Source organism: Cellvibrio fontiphilus, assembly GCF_042646205.1.
GTDB lineage: Bacteria > Pseudomonadota > Gammaproteobacteria > Pseudomonadales > Cellvibrionaceae > Cellvibrio > Cellvibrio fontiphilus_A.
The window spans coordinates 472885-491770 of record NZ_JBHRTF010000006.1; the positions used below are offsets into that span (position 1 = coordinate 472885).

The following is an 18886-nucleotide window of genomic DNA, read 5'->3' on the forward strand; positions in this document are numbered from 1 at the left end:
TGTTGCAGCCGAAACCATCCTTTAAGCTGGCCGGTTGATGGCATTGAAAATGTTCTCGATTGCGTTTGATTGTGGGCGGCGCGCGGTGCGTAGGTGTTCAATAAGCCATTGTTGATCGCCAATGACACTTGTCAGCAATGCTTATCGCGCGGGCCTTACGGGTGGGGGCGTTGCGGTAATCCGGTTGAGTGGCAGTTAGCGATTGGTTAAAGTGGCGCGCCTGATGTATCAGCCTATCTCCTGTTTTATCTCTGTGCCCTTGTGGCCCTAAAGGATCTTATGAAGCCTATCCCCAACTCCATCGCTATTGCGCTCCTTGCAGTGTTGCCGGTCGGAACCAGTCTCGCGCAGGAGGAGGTAAACCCCGATCCTTGGCAGGGTTGGAATCGCGCTGTGTTCAATTTTAATGACCGGGTAGATCGGTGGTTTCTAAAACCTCTGGCAAAGGGTTACAAGGCAGTCACACCCGATCCAATCGAGACAGGTATTAGCAATATTTTTTCTAATATTGGCGAGGTTCCCAACGTTATCAACGGGACATTACAAGGCGACTTCAAGGGCGCTGGTTATGACACCGGGCGCTTTTTGGTGAACAGCACCCTGGGGCTGGGGGGATTGTTGGACGTTGCCAAACATATGAATTTACCCGCGGACACTCCCGAAGACTTTGGTCAAACCCTTGCAGTTTGGGGGGTCGGGCAGGGGCCTTATCTGGTATTGCCTTTTTTAGGGCCAAGCACCCTGCGTGATACATCGGCTATGCCGATCAATTGGTACACCGACCCTACTACTTACATATCCCACAATCGCACTGAGATAGAAGTTAAAGCGTTGTCGATATTGAATATTCGCGCCGGGTTGCTGGATTTGGAAAACAATATCACCGGTGATCGATATGTGTTTATCCGCGATGTATACCTGCAAAGACGCGCTTACCTGATTTCTAATGGTGAGGTGAGCGATGACTTTGGCACCGAGGATTTCAGCGAGGAAGACTTTGAAGGTGACTTCTAGCTTGAAGGCTTAACTTTTTGATTTAGATATAAAAAACGGCTATCGAGTAGCCGTTTTTTTTGCCTGTTTGATATTGCTTCAAGGCAAAATCTTGATAATTTCCAGCCCAAGTAGATGGGAGCCTGTCTCGGATGGCGCGGCGCGTACAACTTTGGCACTGGCCTTGAGTGTGGGGTTGTGGCCGTGATCGGAAGATACCTCAACATCCACCTCAGTCCCAATTGCGATTGTTTGGGGGGCTTCTACCTGTAGGCCACCACCACTAAGGTCCAGGCACAAACCTTCAATCACAGCGGAGTCGGCAGCAATTTTGGCATTCAGCGGTGCACCAATTTTCATGCGAATAAAATCGCGTTTCTCGCTGTAAGCCTTGTCGTTAATCCCCATAGCATAATCCTCGTTATTGGTTACTTCATCGGAGTCTAGGTAATGGATGTGGGTCTTGCCGGTCTTAAAATTCACTTGAGTGTAGCACAGGCGCCTAAATAGCCACTTTTGCCGGGCGAAAAAAAACCGCGACTAGCGCGGTTTTTTTACAAGGTATCCAGTGCGGATTAACGCTCCAAATACTGCAGTTTACCGGGAACGCCATCCCACTCTTCCGCATCAGCGGGGGATTCTTTTACTTCGGTAATGTTTGGCCATACCTGCGCCAATTCAGCATTCAGCTCAAGGAATACCGCCTGATCTTCTGGCAGCTCATCTTCAGAGAAGATAGCGCCTACCGGGCATTCTGGCTCACACAAAGCGCAGTCAATACACTCATCCGGGTGAATCACCAGAAAATTGGGGCCTTCGTAGAAGCAATCTACAGGGCAGACTTCCACACAGTCAGTGTGTTTACATTTGATGCAATTTTCCCCAACTACAAACGTCATAGGAGACTCCCACAGGTAACAGAATTCGTTAGTTAATGAGCTACACAAGGCAGCGCCAAAACAAGAGCGCGCATTCTAAACAGCCGCCTCCTATTTTGGTAGGCTTTTGCCGGCTAAAACCCAGAGAAAATCCGCGAAACCAGCGGTATTTGGGCGTTATTGAGAATGCTTCTTTTTTGTGGCTATTTGCCTTTGGCGTAAAGCTCCTTGAGTCGATAAAGCTGCTCCAGCGCCTCGCGCGGGCTGAGGTTGTCCGGGTTGATTTTATGCAGTGCCGCCAAAGCAGGATTCGGCAGGGCATCGAATAAGCCTGATTGCAGTGGCGATGCAACGGCAGAACTCGCCGGCTCACTGACAGTTGGTGTCGCAACAGAGGGCACCGTAATAGATGCTGCTTCAAAAGAGGGTATTTGCGCAGCTGAAGATTTAAGCGCGTGCGGGTGCTCGCCATTTTCCAGTAAATGTAATTGCTGTTGCGCCTCGGCCAAGACCTGCGCCGGAATTCCCGCCAGTTTCGCTACTTGCAAGCCATAACTTTTGCTCGCAGGGCCTTCCTGTACTTTATGCAAAAACACAATGTTATCTTTGTGTTCGGTTGCATTTAAATGCACGTTCGCAATGCCAGAAACCGTTTCTGGCAGCGAAGTAATTTCAAAATAATGGGTGGCGAATAAAGTAAACGCACGCACTTTTTCAGCGAGATGTTTTGCGCAAGCCCAGGCGAGCGACAAACCATCGAAGGTGCTGGTGCCGCGCCCGATTTCATCCATCAACACCAAGCTGCGCTCGGTGGCGTTGTGCAAAATGTTCGCGGTTTCGGTCATCTCCACCATAAAGGTCGAACGGCCACCGGCCAAATCATCGGCCGAACCAATACGGGTAAAAATCCGGTCAACAATACCAATCGTCGCTTGTTGCGCCGGAACAAAACTGCCGATGTGTGCCAGCAGTGTAATCAATGCCGCCTGTCGCATATAGGTGGATTTACCACCCATATTGGGGCCAGTGATGATGAGCATATGGCGCTGCGGATTAAATTCCAGATCGTTCGGCACAAAGGGCGCGCTGGTCACTTGCTCAACCACCGGATGGCGACCACCAACAATATGAATGCCCGCACGCAAGGATAATTCCGGTTTGCAAAAGCCTAGTGCATCGGCACGTTCAGCCAGCGTCGCTAACACATCCAATTCCGCAACGGCCGCTGCGGAATCCTGCAGTGGAATGAGTTGCGCATTTAAAATATCTATTAATTCTTCGTAGAGCGCTTTTTCGCGCGTGAGTGCGCGGCTTTGTGCAGAGAGCGCTTTGTCTTCAAATGCTTTTAATTCCGGCGTGATATAGCGCTCGGCATTTTTTAAGGTTTGACGACGAATATAATCCGCCGGTGCTTTTTCCGATTGCGCCGCCGTCAGCTCAATAAAATAACCGTGCACGCGGTTGTAGCCAACTTTTAAGGTTGGAATTCCGGTGCGCTCGCGCTCGCGGGTTTCCAAATCCAATAAATATTGACCAGCGTTGGTGCTTATATTGCGCAGCTCATCCAATTCTGCATCGTAACCTTCGGCAATCACACCGCCCTCGCGAATCACGACGGGCGGGTTTTCAATAATCGCGCGCGACAATAAATCCACAATCTCGGGGAAAGTAGAAATCTGTTGCGCCAGTGTTTTTAATTGCGGCGCTTTTTTCTGTGCCAATTCATTTTGTAATTCGGGGTAAGTGGCTACCGACATTAGTAGGCGCGATAAATCCCGCGGGCGCGCAGAACGCAAGGCCAAGCGCCCCAAAATGCGCTCCATATCGCCTACGCGTTTTAAAATGCCATTAACAATTTCAAACGCATAATTATGTTGCAGTTCCGCAATGGCATCTTGCCTGCCAATTAATAAATCCAAATCGCGCAGTGGGCGGTTCAGCCAGCGGCGCAGTAAACGGCTACCCATGCTCGTTGCTGCACGATTTAACACTGAAAACAAGGTGTGTTCGTCACCACCGGTCAGGTTGATATCCAATTCCAAATTGCGTCGCGTTGCTGCATCCATAATCACCGCTTCATCACGATTTTCATGGGCAAGGCTGCGCACATGGGGCAGAGCGGTGCGCTGGGTTTCGCGCGCGTAACTTAATAAACAACCGGCAGCACAAATCGCTGTTTTTAAATGATCGCAACCAAAACCGGCGAGATCCTTGGTGGCGAATTGTTGAATCAACAAGCGCTCGGCGGTTTCCAAATCAAATTCCCAAGGGCCGCGGCGGCGCAAACCTTTGCGATTCTCGACTAATGCCGGTGTAGTGATGTGATCGCTAATCAATAATTCCGCAGGGCTCAGCCGCTGTAATTCGCCCAGCGCCGCCTCCAAACCTTCTACTTCCAACACCAAAAAACTGCCACTCGCCATATCCAGCGATGCAATCCCAAAAGTCTCACCGGCTTGATGCAAGGCCACTAATAAATTGTCCCGGCGCGAATCCAGCAGTGCTTCATCACTTACGGTGCCGGGCGTCACAATGCGCATCACCTTACGCTCAACCGGCCCCTTGGTTGTAGCCGGGTCGCCCACCTGTTCACACACCGCTACCGAGATTCCCTCTTTCACCAGCTTGGCGAGATAGCCATCGGCCGAATGAAACGGAATGCCCGCCATAGGGATAGGCTCGCCGCTGGACTTGCCGCGCGCGGTTAGCGTGATGTCCAGAATCTGCGACGCGCGCTTGGCGTCCTCAAAGAACAGCTCGTAAAAATCGCCCATTCGGTAAAACACAATCTCATCCTTGTGCTGGGCTTTTATGCGCAAATACTGCTGCATCATCGGTGTGTGCTGGTCTGTCGGCTCAATAGTATTCATCTAGAAGTCTTTATTTTTCAGTGAGTTGAAAGCGAGTTTGCATGTTAAAGCGAGGAGGGCAGCTCGAATGTCGAAGTGCAAGTGCGGCTTATTATTCCATAGTCTCATTTGGATGGGTGATCTGAATCTCCTTGCATGGATTTGGTGATAATGATATTGCGAATACTTATCATTTATGAAATTATGGCTGTATTTTTATCAGGCCTATAAGATCAATGATTCAACAGCTGAGCATTATCAACCGAATTGCGGCGGCACTAGTCGGCGGCTACGCATTTACTTGGGGGTTTACTGCACTTGGTATTGCCGGGCTGGTAGCACTGGGTGTGGATTTTCATGAGGCCGAAACAGCGGTGCTGTTGTTGGCATTTTTAGTGTTCTTGACCCTGTTTCTCTGGGTGTTTGCGACCTCTCGTATTGCGCGGGCCTGGTTGTTGTTGGGCGGTGGTGCAGTGCTTATGACCGCGGCGGCCTGGGCGCTGCAGCGCGTGCTTTTGGGTTGATGGCCGAGGAATAGAAGGTTCTATGTTTAGTCAATTTCGTTTATCCATGACGTGGGTTCATACCTGGTTCGGTTTGGTGATGGGCTTTGTGCTCATGATTTGTTTTTTCTTTGGTGCACTATCGGTATTTGATCGGGAGATAGATCGCTGGGCGATTCCGAAAACGCGCTTTGAACCTCAGCCCATGCCATCGTTTGATCATTTACTGAAACCGGTATTTGAAAAGTTGCGTGCTCACCCGGTGGATATGGCAGCTACGGCAGAGCGGGTAATTGGTGATTTACCGCACCCGGATGCTATGCCTATGGCATCACTCTATGCTTACACCACGCATCGTGATCCGGTATTGGCGATAGGGGCAGAGTTCAGTATCCCGAATAAGCCCAAGAACCCTGCTGATGATCATTTACATGTGCACGGTTGGGCGACTATCGACCCGCGTACGGGTGAAGTTATTCCCGATGATGCATTAAAAATCGGCAGCGGTTGGTTTTACCCTATGCATTACAGCCTTAATTGGCAGTGGAAAAATATTGGCTTTTATGTGGTCGGTTTGGCGGCATTTATCATGTTGGCTGCGTTGGTGACCGGCGTGATTATGCATCGCAAAATCTTTCGTGAGCTGTTTACCTTTCGACCACAAAAACGTACTCAGCGCAGCACTCTGGATCTGCACAATATGACCGGTGTGGTTGCATTGCCATTCCACTTCTTTTTTGCATTTACGGGCCTGATTATTTTCGCGGCTTATTATTACCTCCCAGTATCGGGAACCCTGCTTAAACCCCTGCATGACCAGCATGAAATTCTGGAGTCAGAGCGCACAGGGCTGCCCCATGAGCCTTCCGGTGTGGCAGCACCCATGGCCTCGGTCGATGCCATGGTGACAGAAGCCAAGCGTCGTTGGGCTGAGCGCGATATGGCCGGTGAAGTGGGTTACCTTTATGCTGATCATTTGGGTGATCAAAATGGCTATGTGAGTATTTATCGCGCGGGAAGTGACCGGGTTGCGTTGGTGGGTGAAGGCATACACTTTAAAGCCAGTACCGGCGAAGTGCTGCGCGAAGATCCGCCGCGCACCGCCGTCGCCGAGATCAACGAATTTCTGACTGGTTTGCATTTACAGCATTTTGAGCACTGGTTATTGCGCTGGCTCTATGTGATTGGCGGTTTGCTCGGTTGTGTTTGTATCGCAACCGGCTTTATTTTCTTTGTCGAAAAGCGCAAGCGTCAGCATGCAAAAACCAATAGCCAAGCTAGTCGTATTGTTGATGCCTTTGCGGTTACTACGGTGACCGGCATGCTCATCGCAACCCTTGCGATCCTGGTGGCAAACCGCCTGCTCCCCGCTGACTTGGCTGGTAAAGGCTCTTGGGAGATCAGAGCCTTCTGGGGCGCGTGGTTATTGGCTTTATTGCACGCATTCTGGCGCAGCGCACCTGTTGCCCGTGCAGCTTTGAATCCGGCGTGGCGCGAGCAGTGCTGGCTGGCGGCGCTTCTCGCTGGTACAGCAGTGTTACTCAACTGGATTTCGACCGGTGACCATCTGTTCAAAACTGTCTTCACCAACACCTATTGGCCCGTGGCCGGTGTTGACTTGAGCCTGATAGTAACGGCGGTGTTATTAGTGGGTGCCGCACGCAAACTGTGGCGGGTTGAGCAGTCAGCCGCGCAAAGCCAGTTGGTCAGCGAAGAGGTGGGGTGCAACTTTGGAATCAATGGTGAGGTGAATCATGGTTGAGCCTTGGGTCGCATTGATGCTCGCCGCGTTGAGCTGTTTTGTTGGGTTTGCCTGGTTTGCCCTTGCGATGAGTGTGCACTGGCAGCAAGTAATGAAAACTACCTCGGCTCCCAGTCTGCAAATACGTGCCACACTCAGGTTGCTTGGTTCGGTGGGCTTGTTGGTTGCGGCGCTGTTCTGTTTTATTGCTGATCGACCTTCCATGGCGATATTGGTGTGGTTGATGCTGCTCGCCGTCTGTGCTCCCTCGGTTGCGATGCTGCTGGCTTGGCGCCCGCAGCTGCTGCGCTTACTGTGGCCCGGCGTTAAGGTAAAAGCGTAACCCGGTTGCGGCCGCCTTCTTTGGACTTGTACAAGCCCTGATCGGCTTTTTCGATCCAGTGGCGATGGTCGTGTAACTCCGGGTTGAGTTCTGAAACTCCCATGCTCACCGTGAACTGAATCTCGTGCCCCTCGGCATAAATGGTTGAGGACTCGATTGTTTTACGCAGGCGTTCAGCAAACACACAGGCGCCATCACCGTTGGTATTGGTTAGGATGATGCCGAATTCTTCGCCACCGTAGCGGCCGGGAATATCCAAATCGCGCGCGTGCTCTTTGATGGTTCTGCTCACCGCCCGGATCGCTTCATCGCCAACAGTATGTCCATAGGTGTCGTTAATTTTCTTGAAGTGATCTATATCCAACATAATCAGGCTTGATGGCTGTTCATAGCGATCGAAGCGTTTGAACTCCTGGATCAATCTCAATTCCCAATAACCGCGGTTAAACAAGCCGGTCAAGTGGTCAGTGCGACTCATATTTTGCAGTTGTTTGTTGGCTTGTTGCTGCGCAATTTTATTTACGGCTGTATCCGTCACATCGTAAATGATCAGGCAGATGTGCTTGGCAATGCCGTTGGTATCGAGCAGCGGAATAATGCTGCTATTTTGATACATGTATTCGGCCGTCCCGGTAATAGGGCGATAGTGTGGGAAGCGGAATAAATAAGGTCGCTGCTCCCAAGTGGTGAATGCCGTATTTTGTAATACAAACACCGATTGTGCCTTGTGTTTGAACCAGGCCTCGGGGAGTTCCGGGAAGGCTTCAAATAAACTCTTACCCAGTACCTTCTCTGGCGCTTTGCCGCTGTGATTTTGCATAAAGCTGTTCCACACATTGATGGTGTAGTTTTCGTCCATCACAACGAGCCCTACATCAATGTTTTGCAAAATGTCCATTTGCCAATGAACATCATCGAACAGCTTGTCGGAGTCTTTGGTTTTTACCATCGGTGTTATTCAGCCTAATCAAGTAGGTAGTCAAGTTTTTCGGTCAGACCGGAAATGGAATGTTCAGCAATCACCAATAACAAATCACAGTTGATCTTGTGATCTTCAATCGCGTAGTTGATCTCCACTACCAGCGCTTGCTTCCATTTCATATTGTTGTTTTGCAGTAGGTCGGTGATGTTGCAGTGTTGCCCCAATAACATGGGGGGGCCGAAGCTGAAGTGCGTATCCAATTGCTCGGCAAGGCCACGAAGACAGGCGCCATTTAATACATTCGCCGTATCCATCAGCAATTCGTATTGAGCTTGCTCATCGGGAACACGGTCATATTTAAGCAGTCTGGCAAGGTCGTCAAAATCGGTGCCATGGAATATCAGCATGGCTTCGCCCGCTATGCCACCGCCAATAAAACCCTGGCAGACACCATGAACTATATCGTTTTGGTTTTCCCGGTTAAGGGACTGGAGTGCCATGGCGATATCGGTTGGGTTGAGCACGCTAACGTGGGGTATGGACAATACGACAAAGACGTCCAGCAGGCGGGCCAGGTGGGCACCGGCTTGGCCCATGGCGACGTTGGTAATTTCTTGCAGGCAGTCGCGCTGGTCTTCAGTGAGCAAGTATTCAGGCATAGTGTTCGATCTTGTTATAAGCATCTGGAGGTTTATCTGAAGCTTAGCAGTAATCTATCAATTTGTTGCAAAACATCTGATGGGTTAGCCGGCAGGCTTTCCTCCACAAGAATTTCATCAATTCCACACGGATTTTTATACTCTAAGTGCCTATCAGAGCAGGTTTTTTAGGCTCTTTGTTTGTAATCCAAAGTGTACTACCATGCCCTGAATAGCCATTAATGCCGGGGCATTTCAGCAAGATTGTTTGACTGCCAGCCCCGCCCATCAACAATTTGAACAGAGGCACATATGAGTCCATGCAAACAGGTGTTGGCGACAGTGATTACCCCCTGGAAGCTGCTAAAGCCGGCGTCCTTTTTGGCCTTGAGTATTGGATTACTCGCCGGCTGCGATTCGCGCCCTGAGGCTGAAGGTTCTTCAGATGTGGTGGCTTCAGTTGCTTGGCAAAAACCCGCTGATGCCAAGGCTGCCGACTACCTTGCCGGCTGTGAAGCTGATCATGGCCAGATTCGCACGCAAATGAAGGCGTTTGCTGCAGAGTCAATACATTACCAACCCCAAGAGCTGCTGGGAGCGATCAACAATATCGACCTGTTGCTCGACAAACAGATGAACCTTGCCAGCCTCTACGCCAATGTCCACCCGAATGAGGCGGTTCGTGCAAGCGCTGAGGAGTGCGAGCAAAAGTTTGTTGAGCTAATTAGCGAAATCAGCTTGTCCCGCCCGCTGTATAACCATCTGGTCGCGGTAGATACAACCGGTTTGGATGCACAGGACAAACGTTTGGTAGAGCACTTGCTGCTAGACTTTAAACGTGCCGGTGTAGATAAAGACGAGGCAACGCGCGCGCGCATCAAAAAATTGAATGAAGAAATCAATTTAATTGGCCAAAACTTCGATAAAAATATTCGCGATGGCGCGCGCCAATTGGTATTGGATTCTGTTGATGACCTTAAAGGGTTGCCTCAAGACTACATAGATACTCACAAACCGAATGAAGATGGAAAAATTATTCTCACAACGGCATACCCTGATTACGTACCGTTTATGCAATATGCCGAAAACGATGAGTTGCGCAAAAAATTCTATGTCATCTTTCGCCAGCAGGCCTATCCAGAAAATAAGGCTGTACTGCAAAGTCTGATCGAAAAGCGCCATGAGTTGGCACAAATTCTGGGTTATGAGAATTTCTCGGCATTTATTACCGAAGACAAGATGATCGGTTCGCCAGCAAACGTCCAAAGTTTTATTGACAAGGTTTCTGCTGTAGCAACGCCGCGTGCCGAGCAGGAATATCAACAGTTGTTAGCGCGACTGCAGCAGATTGATCCAACTGCTACCCGCGTTGAAGATTGGCAAAAAATGTATGTGGAGCACTTGGTCAAAAAAGAGGATTACCAGGTCAATGCGCAGGAAGTTCGTCAGTACTTTCATTACGACAAAGTAAAACAAGGTATTTTTGAATTGGTGCAGGCCATGTTTGGTGTTTCCATTCGCCCTTGGCAAACCGATGTTTGGCATGAGTCAGTAAATGCCTATGAAATACTGGAGGGTGAAAAAGTTATTGGTCGCTTCTATTTGGATATGCACCCACGCACTGGAAAGTACAAACATGCCGCTGCATTTTCGGTTGTGAATGGCATAGATGGTGTACAACTGCCGGTAGCTGCTTTGGTGTGTAATTTCCCGGGCGATGACGGTAGTTCCGGTTTAATGGAGCACGCAGACGTAGAAACTTTTTTGCATGAGTTTGGCCATTTGCTGCATGGAATTTTTGCCGGGACCAACCAGCGCTGGATGTATTTCTCGGGCATAAAAACCGAATGGGATTTTGTCGAGGCTCCCTCACAAATGCTGGAGGAATGGGTATGGGATACCGAAACTCTTGCCAGCTTTGCGCAAAATGATAAAGGCGAGGTTATCCCACAAGAGTTAGTTGCGAAAATGATCGCCGCGCGTGACTTTGGGCGCGCCATGTGGACAAAACATCAATTGTTTTATGCGGCGCTATCACTCGGCTTATACAACACAGATCCCTCCAAACTTGATCTGAATAAAGCGATGGAAGAGATTCAATCCACATACTCGCCTTTTGGGTATGTGGACGATACTTATTTTTACGCAAGCTTCGGTCACTTGAATGGATATTCCTCCATCTATTACACCTATATGTGGTCACTGGTGATCGCCGCCGACATGCATAGCGAATTCATGAAGAAAGGGTTGCGTAACCCTGAACTCTCACAGCATTTCCGCAAAACTGTACTTGAACCGGGCGGCTCCAAAGACGCAGCTGATTTGGTGAAGGACTTTTTAGGGCGCCCTTATAGTTTTGACGCGTTTGCCAAGGATCTTTCTGTCAAATAGGTCAAAAGCTCCCTATCGTTTGGTAGGGGGCTTTTGTGCATTTAATTCGCTGTTGGTTTTTCTATGAAAGTAATAAACCTTTTACTCCTGTTGTCGTTTCTGAGCTTCATTCTCTCCGGGTGTGGTGACCGAAAAACCTTGGTAGATATAGGTACAGAAGCACAAATTCTTCATGTTGGTAATGGCACAGAACCTGCCGAAATTGATCCTCATACCACCACAGGTATGCCGGAATACCATTTGCAGATGGCTTTATTTGAAGGTTTGGTGAGCAAACACCCGGAGACGTTGGAAATTATCCCCGCTGTTGCTGAGCGCTGGACTATTTCTGATAATGGCTTGGTTTACACCTTTTTCATTAGGCCTACTGCCAAATGGTCAAATGGTGATGCTTTGGTTGCAGAGGATTTTGTACTTTCCTGGCAGCGTGCACTTTCTGCGGCTTTAGGTAATCAATATGCCAATATGCTGTACAGCATTAAAAATGCTGAAGCCTTTCATCTTGGCAAAATCACCGATTTTAAACAGGTAGGGGTGGTTGCTCTTGATCGCTCAACTCTGCAGGTGACACTAGAAAATCCTACTCCCTATTTTTTGCAAATTTTGGATCATCACAGCGCTTTTCCTGTGCATTTGCCGACATTGCTAAAACATGGTCGTATGGATGAAGCTGCTACTCGCTGGACACGGCCAGAAAATTTTGTAGGCAACGGCCCTTTTGTGATTAAAGAGTGGACTCCGGGCAAAGTGTTTTCTGTGCAGCGCAATCAGTATTATTGGGATGCGGCAACTGTCAGATTGAATGAAATTCACTTTTATCCGATCGATCAATCACTTGTGGAAGAGCGGATGTTTAAAGCAGGGCAGTTGCACAAAACTGAAACATTACCCAGCGCCAAAATCGAGAGATATCGTCAGAGTAATGCTCCTGAATATCGAAGTAATCTTTATTTTGGAACTTACTACTATGCGTTTAATGTCACCCAAAAACCCTTGAACGATGTGCGGATACGTAAAGCTTTAGCTTACTCAATTGATAGAGAGGCGATCACAAAACACATTACACGAGGCGGCCAATTACCAACCTACGCATTAACACCTCCAGATACTTTGGGGTACACGCCGCGCGCCAAAATGATCTATGACATTGATGCCGCTCGCCGGCTATTAGCTGAGGCTGGATATCCTGATGGAAAGGGCTTTCCAAAACTGGAGCTTGTTTATAACACCAGCCAGGATCATCAAAAAATTGCTGTTGCTATACAACAAATGTGGAAAAAGGCATTGAATATTGATGTGTCATTGCAAAATCAGGAGTGGAAAGTTTTTTTGAGCAACCAACAATTACTCAATTTCCAGATCGGCCGTCGCGGTTGGATTGGCGATTACATAGATCCTTTTACTTTTCTTGAGCTATTCGTAACTAATGGCGGCAATAACAATACAGGGTGGGGCAATTCACGATACGACGAGTTAATGCGCCTATCAACTTCAGCAAAAACGAGAGAAGAGCGTTACGAATATTTTCAGGAGGCCGAACAAATATTGGTTGACGAGGCTCCTATTTTGCCAATTTACAACTACACAACTAATTATCTGCTCTCTCAAGATGTGAAGGGTTATTACCCAAACACTATGGATTATCACCCCTACAAATATATGTATTTAGAATCAGCCAAAAAGGGGAATAATTAATGTTGCGATTTATTATCCAGCGCTGCTTGCAGGCAATCCCTGTGTTGCTACTGGTTGCGACCGTTACCTTTTTTATGATCCGCATGGCTCCTGGCGGCCCCTTTGATAATGAGCGAGCAGTTCCACCAGAAGTGCTCAAGCATTTAAACGAGCGCTATCACTTGGATGATCCCCTGTGGAAACAATACACCGATTACATGGTGAATTTACTGCAGGGCGACTTTGGCCCTTCGTTCAAATATCCCACCCACACAGTGAATGATTTAATTGCCGCCGGTTTTCCTGCAACAGCAGAACTTTCGCTTTACGCTATTTTATTTGCCTTGGTGGTTGGGTTAACGGCGGGCGTATTTGCATCTTTACGCAGTAATACCATGCAAGATTACATTCCCATGTCTGCGGCCATGATTGGTATTTGTATGCCTACCTTCGTATTGGGGCCAATTCTTTTGCTGGTGTTTGGTATTTGGTTGGGTTGGTTGCCCGTTGCTGGTTGGGGGCAAATTCCCGGCGATAAAATTCTGCCGTCAGTGACCCTGGGTTTCGCTTACGCGGCTTACATCGCGCGTATTAGTCGTGGTGGTATGTTGGATGTGTTATCTCAAGATTACATTCGCACTGCCAAAGCCAAAGGTTTATCTACAGCTCGAATAGTCTTTGTACATGCTTTGCGCGGTGGTATCACGCCGGTTATTTCATTTCTTGGCCCTGCAATTGCCGGCCTGCTTGCGGGTTCGTTTGTGGTTGAATCTATTTTCCAGATTCCCGGGTTGGGGCGCTTTTATGTGATGGCGGCGTTTAATCGCGATTACACGTTAATTTTGGGGCTGACGATTTTTTTTGCGTTTTTAATTGTGCTGTTCAATTTACTCGCCGATATTGTGTTGGTGTGGTTAAACCCGAAAGTGCGTCAGGATCTTGGGGGTAAATAATAATGTCGGTTAATACATTGACAGCTACACAGCTCGACTCTGAAAAAGGGCGCTCACTCACTCAGGATGCGATTGCCCGCCTTAAAAAAAATAAAATGGCAATGTTGGGTTTGTTTGTTCTTTTATTCATGGTGGTGATTGCAACCCTTACGCCCTGGATTGCGCCTTACAGTTACGAAGAACAAAACCTGGATCTTGGTGCTTCGCCGCCCTCCGCCGCGCATTGGTTAGGCACAGATACTTTGGGCCGCGATCAACTTACGCGCATTATGTACGGCAGCCGTATTTCCCTGATGGTTGGTTTTATCGCCACGGCAGTGGCACTTACCATTGGCGTGTTATGGGGTGCAATCGCCGGTTTTGTGGGCGGGCGTGTTGATGCGGTGATGATGCGTATAGTGGATGCGCTTTATGCTTTGCCTTTTACCATTTTCATTATTCTGCTCACCGTTATTTTTGGTAGCAGCATGTTGCTATTGTTTTTGGCAATCGGCGCCGTGGAGTGGTTGACCATGGCGCGTATTGTGCGGGGGCAGGTGCTCACTATTAAGCGGCAGGAATTTGTTGAAGCAGCTATTTCTATGGGGTTATCGCCATGGCGAATTATCACTCGCCATTTAATTCCCAATGTTCTAGGCCCGGTTATTGTTTACACCACGTTAACCATTCCCAGCGTAATTCTTTTGGAATCTTTTCTCAGCTTTTTGGGTTTAGGTATCCAACCGCCCGCAAGCTCCTGGGGCTCATTAATTTCAGGTGGTGTTGAAACTATGGAGGAATATCCATGGCTACTACTTTTCCCCGGATTAGTGCTGACAATCACCTTGTTCTCACTCAATTTTCTCGGTGATGGTTTGCGCGATGCGCTGGACCCACGTGCCTCCAAGGATTAAGTCATGAGCCAAGAGATTTTATTAGCCGTCGAAAATTTGCGTGTGGTGTTTAATACCCGTAATGGTCAAACTCTCGCGGTGGAAAACTTGAATTTTTCACTCAATGCGGGCGAGGTGTTGGGCATTGTTGGTGAATCAGGGTCAGGTAAATCCGTTGCTTGTTACAGCTTGCTAGGGCTGATTCCTACACCGCCTGGAAAAATTGAGTCGGGCCGAGCTTTGTTCCATGGGCAAGATTTATTGAAAATGAGCGAGCTAGAGCTGCGCAAAGTGCGCGGCAATAAAATCGCGATGATTTTTCAAGACCCGATGACTTGCTTAAACCCCAATATGCGCATTGCGGATCAATTAACAGAAGTACTGTTGCAACATAAGGGCGTCAGTAAACAACAGGCGTTGCACAATGCTATTGCTGCATTGGAAGAAGTTGGTATTCATGATGCCGCCAAGCGTATTCATGAATATCCACACCAGTTTTCTGGCGGTATGCGTCAGCGCGTCATGATCGCCATGGCATTGCTGGCTGAACCGGAACTTTTGATTGCGGATGAACCCACCACTGCATTGGATGTCACTGTTCAAGCGCAAATTCTTGCATTGATTAAACAATTGCAGCAGACACGCAAGCTAGCCGTTATTTTTATTACCCATGACCTGGGTGTGGCTGCACAAATGGCTGATCATGTATTGGTTATGGAAAAAGGAAAGTTGATAGAGCAGGGACCGTGTGTTGAGATTTTTAAAAACCCAACACAAGAATACACTCGTAAACTATTAAATGCGGTATTAACTACCGCCAAACCACTGCCCAGTGCCGCCCAATATGATGAACCTCCACTGCTGGAAGTGAAACAGTTAAAAGTGGGTTTTCCCATGCGAGTAGGCAGTATTTTTAGCAAAATTAAAGCCTATGCGCGCGGTGTTGAGAACGTCAGTATTGATATACATCGCGGCGAAATTCTGGGTGTAGTGGGTGAGTCCGGTTCAGGTAAATCTACCTTGGGGCGCAGTATTATCCGTTTGGTTGATGCGCAATCCGGTGAGATTTTATTTCAGGGCAAGAACTTGCGCGATTTATCAGAGGCGAGTTTCAATAATCTTCGCCCCCAAATTCAAATGATCTTTCAAGATCCTTACGCGTCGCTTAACCCGCGAATGACAGTGTTTGATACCTTGGCGGAACCATTATTAGTTCATGATTTAGCTAACCAGTCCAATGTACTTGAGCTAGTGAAAAGCCTGATGGATGATGTTGGATTGGATCGCCGGTTTATTCGCAAATATCCCCATGAATTTTCTGGCGGCCAGCGTCAACGTATTGCGATTGCACGAGCTATTGCACTCAAGCCGCAATTAATTATTGCCGATGAGCCTGTTTCTGCTCTCGATGTTACTATTCGTGCGCAAATATTAGCGCTACTTTTGGAACTCACCCAAAAACATAACCTGACCATGCTGTTTATTTCCCACGACATGTCAGTGGTGCGTTATCTCTGTGATCGCGTAGTAGTGATGCAACATGGGAAGCTGGTGGAGCAGGGCGCGACGGAAGCATTATTTGCCGCACCGCAACAGGAATATACCCGTCATTTACTGGCTGCCATCCCAACACTTTAAAAAATGGAGCTTTTATGAACCAGCCAGATGACAAGCCAAAACCACCCGTTTTATTGCCAGATCACCAGCTAAATAATCCACAAGCGCCCGCATCCAAAACAGGTAAATTATCCTTGGGGTTGGTTGTTGCTGTAGTGGGTGCTTTGCTGTTGGCGCGCAACCTTGGGTATGAATTTTTCTTCCTCGATATTCATAATTGGTGGGCGTTTCTGATTTTATTTACCGCACTTGGCCCTATTCATCAAGCCTGGCGATTCTATTCAAAAGGCGAAGTGTGGGCGGCGACAAATTCATTGGTATTTGCTGCCGGCATTATATTTATTGCCTTGTTATTTCTGATCGACCTGGCGTTTTGGACCTGGTGGCCGGTGTTTATCATTCTCATCGGTCTGTATTTAATGAGCAACCGCAATCGTTAATACACTTTCAGCGTGCAAATAAAAAGCCCTCGTCATGTTGATTGGCGAGGGCTTTTTATTTGCATTAATAACTTTCACTTCAAAACTACATTAATTTTTTTGGCTCAAATTACCCAGCTAATTAATTCGATGGTTTCTTTTGAAACTTTAACGCACCAGCCCTGTTCATGCCAGTCACCAAGTACAATGCGCTCGGCAGGTTTACCATTGGCGATTAGTGTGTGTCGTGCAGGGCGATGGGTGTGGCCGTGAATCATTAGCTGGACATTCGCCTGTTCCATTTGACGAACTACTTCCGCGGGAGTGACATCCATAATGTCGGCTGCTTTCAGGCTGTTCATGCTCTGGCTTTTATCGCGCAATTGAGCAGCTAAAGCACGGCGTGCGCTGAGTGGTTGGGCCAGTACTTGATGTTGCCATTCTGCGCTGCGCACCATCTGGCGAAATGTTTGATAATCTTGATCTGCAGTGCAGAGAGCGTCGCCATGCACTAATAAAGCGTGCTTGCCGTACAAATTAACCACTGTGCCTTCAGCGATAAGTTTCATGCCTGCTTTTTGCGCGTAAATGGTACCCAATAAAAAATCGCGATTGCCGTGCATAAAATAAATCGCTACGTCTTTATTGCGAAGAGCCCGCAACTCGGCAGCTACTTGCTGGGAGAGCGGTGCATCGTCATCATCGCCAATCCATGCATCAAAAAAATCACCGAGGATATAAAGTGCTTCTGCATTAACGGCTTGGGTTTGCAGAAAATGAAAAAACGCCCGCGTTATCTGCGGGCGTGATTCGTGTAAATGCAGATCTGAAATAAACAGGCTATGCATTTTTATCGATGCCTATTCGGCGATAGTTGCGCTTTGGATAATAACGGCTTCTTTAGGTACATCTTGATGGAAGCCTTTGCTACCAGTTTTGACGCCTTTGATTTTGTTAACTACATCCATGCCGCCAACCACTTTGCCAAATACACAGTAGCCCCAGCCGGATGAATTTTTACCGCTGTGATTCAAAAAGCTATTGTCTTTTACGTTGATAAAAAACTGCGCTGTTGCACTGTGCGGGTCGTTGGTACGCGCCATTGCCAGTGTGCCAGTCAGGTTTTGCAGGCCATTATCAGCTTCGTTCTGGATCGGGTCACGGGTGGTTTTCTGTTGGAAATCTTCAGTAAAACCGCCGCCTTGAATCATGAATCCATCAATAACGCGATGAAAAATAGTGCCGTTGTAAAAACCTTCTTCAATGTATTGTTTGAAGTTGGCAGCAGTATTGGGCGCCTTATCAAAATCCAGTTCAATAACGATATCGCCGTAGTTAGTGTGCAGTGTGATCATGGTGAATCTCCCTTGAGATTTAGAGGGTGGTGCCGGAAAAAGCCGGTATGATACGCGCTCCCCCAAGGGGAAGGAACGCATAAATTATTAATTTTTTGAAGCGTGAGAGACTTATGCAGCGCGGTAAATTTTTGACCATCGAGGGCACTGAAGGTGTCGGCAAGAGTACTAATTTGACGTTCGTGCGCGATTGGCTTGTGGCTCGTGGGATTGAGGTAATAGTCACCCGCGAGCCGGGTGGGACCCCTCTGGCGGAAGAGGTGCGCAGCCTGTTGCTGAGCAAGCGCGACGAGCCTGTCGACGAAACCGCAGAGCTGTTATTGGTTTTTGCTGCCCGCGCCCAGCATTTGACGCAGCTGATTAAACCGGCGTTGGCGCGTGGTGCCTGGGTATTAAGTGATCGTTTTACCGATGCGACCTACGCCTACCAGGGCGGTGGCCGTGGTTTGAGTAAGGCGACTATCAACCAATTGGAGCAACTGGTGCAGGGGGATTTGCGCCCCGACCTGACCCTGATTCTGGATATCGATGTTGAGCTGGGGTTAAACCGCGCCCGTCAGCGCGGAGAGCTGGATCGTTTTGAAAGTGAAACCATCGGCTTTTTTGAGCGGGTGAGGGCGGCCTATCGTCAGCGGGCGGAGTCATCCCCCCTACGTTATGCCTTGGTCGATGCAGGTAAAACGCTGCCTGAAGTACAGGCAGAAATAGATTCTCTGCTAAGTAAGTTGCTCGCGTAAT

Annotated in this window: 18 protein-coding genes; 11 read left to right on the forward strand and 7 right to left on the reverse strand. The window is 48.4% G+C overall.

Annotated features, from left to right (window positions below; translation table 11 throughout):
• Nucleotides 1-279 precede the first annotated feature (279 nt).
• Complete coding sequence (locus tag ACFODX_RS15915) at nt 280-1014, forward strand: MlaA family lipoprotein (RefSeq protein ID WP_378120950.1); 735 nt, start codon at nt 280-282, stop codon at nt 1012-1014.
• A gap of 78 nt (nt 1015-1092) precedes the next feature.
• Here the strand turns inward: ACFODX_RS15915 and ACFODX_RS15920 are convergent, their stop codons facing one another.
• The 3 genes from ACFODX_RS15920 to mutS all read right to left on the reverse strand — a co-directional run bounded on the left by ACFODX_RS15920 (nt 1093) and on the right by mutS (nt 4741).
• Nucleotides 1093-1476, reverse strand: coding sequence for a PilZ domain-containing protein (locus ACFODX_RS15920; RefSeq protein WP_378120952.1), 384 nt, complete (start codon nt 1474-1476; stop codon nt 1093-1095).
• Nucleotides 1477-1568: 92 nt separating this feature from the next.
• On the reverse strand, nt 1569-1892 hold the full coding sequence (gene fdxA, locus ACFODX_RS15925; RefSeq protein WP_324258842.1) for a ferredoxin FdxA: 324 nt from the start codon (nt 1890-1892) through the stop codon (nt 1569-1571).
• A gap of 182 nt (nt 1893-2074) precedes the next feature.
• The gene (gene mutS / locus ACFODX_RS15930; protein ID WP_378120955.1) at nt 2075-4741 is read right to left on the reverse strand and encodes a DNA mismatch repair protein MutS; all 2667 of its coding nucleotides are present in this window, start codon (nt 4739-4741) and stop codon (nt 2075-2077) included.
• A gap of 215 nt (nt 4742-4956) precedes the next feature.
• On the opposite strand from mutS, the gene ACFODX_RS15935 reads away from it, so the two are divergent.
• Genes ACFODX_RS15935 through ACFODX_RS15945 form a run of 3 tightly spaced genes read left to right on the forward strand, consistent with a single transcriptional unit; the run spans nt 4957 to nt 7307 of the window.
• Nucleotides 4957-5244 (forward strand): iron uptake protein, encoded by a 288-nt coding sequence (locus ACFODX_RS15935; protein WP_378120957.1) that lies wholly within the window; start codon nt 4957-4959, stop codon nt 5242-5244.
• A 22-nt stretch (nt 5245-5266) separates the two neighbouring features.
• Nucleotides 5267-6985, forward strand: a complete 1719-nt coding sequence (locus tag ACFODX_RS15940; RefSeq protein ID WP_378120959.1) for a PepSY-associated TM helix domain-containing protein — start codon at nt 5267-5269, stop codon at nt 6983-6985.
• Nucleotides 6978-7307 (forward strand): DUF3325 domain-containing protein, encoded by a 330-nt coding sequence (locus ACFODX_RS15945; protein ID WP_378120961.1) that lies wholly within the window; start codon nt 6978-6980, stop codon nt 7305-7307. Before ACFODX_RS15940 ends, ACFODX_RS15945 begins: the two co-directional genes overlap by 8 nt.
• On the opposite strand, the gene ACFODX_RS15950 is transcribed toward ACFODX_RS15945, so the two are convergent.
• Both ACFODX_RS15950 and ACFODX_RS15955 read right to left on the reverse strand, forming a co-directional pair.
• Nucleotides 7291-8256: a GGDEF domain-containing protein gene (locus ACFODX_RS15950; RefSeq protein WP_378120963.1), complete on the reverse strand. Its 966-nt coding sequence runs from the start codon at nt 8254-8256 to the stop codon at nt 7291-7293. The two genes, ACFODX_RS15945 and ACFODX_RS15950, sit on opposite strands and share 17 nt — an antisense overlap.
• Before the next feature lie 14 nt (nt 8257-8270).
• Entirely contained in the window at nt 8271-8888 is a 618-nt protein-coding gene (locus tag ACFODX_RS15955) for a histidine kinase (protein WP_378120965.1), read from the reverse strand.
• A 291-nt stretch (nt 8889-9179) separates the two neighbouring features.
• Between ACFODX_RS15955 and ACFODX_RS15960 the strand changes: the two genes are divergently transcribed.
• The 6 genes from ACFODX_RS15960 to ACFODX_RS15985 all read left to right on the forward strand — a co-directional run bounded on the left by ACFODX_RS15960 (nt 9180) and on the right by ACFODX_RS15985 (nt 16814).
• Nucleotides 9180-11258, forward strand: a complete 2079-nt coding sequence (locus ACFODX_RS15960) for a M3 family metallopeptidase (RefSeq protein ID WP_378120967.1) — start codon at nt 9180-9182, stop codon at nt 11256-11258.
• 63 nt (nt 11259-11321) lie between these two features.
• Nucleotides 11322-12953 carry a peptide ABC transporter substrate-binding protein gene (locus ACFODX_RS15965; protein WP_378120969.1) on the forward strand — a complete coding sequence of 544 codons (1632 nt, stop codon included), beginning with the start codon at nt 11322-11324 and terminating at the stop codon, nt 12951-12953.
• Complete coding sequence (locus ACFODX_RS15970; protein ID WP_378120971.1) at nt 12953-13885, forward strand: ABC transporter permease subunit; 933 nt, start codon at nt 12953-12955, stop codon at nt 13883-13885. The genes ACFODX_RS15965 and ACFODX_RS15970 overlap by 1 nt, the downstream gene beginning before the upstream one ends.
• Before the next feature lie 2 nt (nt 13886-13887).
• Entirely contained in the window at nt 13888-14778 is an 891-nt protein-coding gene (locus ACFODX_RS15975; protein ID WP_378120973.1) for an ABC transporter permease, read from the forward strand.
• Nucleotides 14779-14781: 3 nt separating this feature from the next.
• Complete coding sequence (locus ACFODX_RS15980; RefSeq protein WP_378120975.1) at nt 14782-16395, forward strand: ABC transporter ATP-binding protein; 1614 nt, start codon at nt 14782-14784, stop codon at nt 16393-16395.
• Nucleotides 16396-16409: 14 nt separating this feature from the next.
• Nucleotides 16410-16814, forward strand: coding sequence for a LiaF transmembrane domain-containing protein (locus ACFODX_RS15985; RefSeq protein ID WP_378120977.1), 405 nt, complete (start codon nt 16410-16412; stop codon nt 16812-16814).
• 104 nt (nt 16815-16918) lie between these two features.
• Here the strand turns inward: ACFODX_RS15985 and ACFODX_RS15990 are convergent, their stop codons facing one another.
• A complete protein-coding gene (locus ACFODX_RS15990; RefSeq protein WP_378120979.1) occupies nt 16919-17641 on the reverse strand; it encodes a UDP-2,3-diacylglucosamine diphosphatase in 723 nt (240 codons plus the stop codon).
• 12 nt (nt 17642-17653) lie between these two features.
• Complete coding sequence (locus ACFODX_RS15995) at nt 17654-18148, reverse strand: peptidylprolyl isomerase (protein ID WP_378120981.1); 495 nt, start codon at nt 18146-18148, stop codon at nt 17654-17656.
• 113 nt (nt 18149-18261) lie between these two features.
• On the opposite strand from ACFODX_RS15995, the gene tmk reads away from it, so the two are divergent.
• Nucleotides 18262-18885: a dTMP kinase gene (gene tmk / locus ACFODX_RS16000; RefSeq protein ID WP_378120983.1), complete on the forward strand. Its 624-nt coding sequence runs from the start codon at nt 18262-18264 to the stop codon at nt 18883-18885.
• Nucleotide 18886 lies beyond the last annotated feature (1 nt).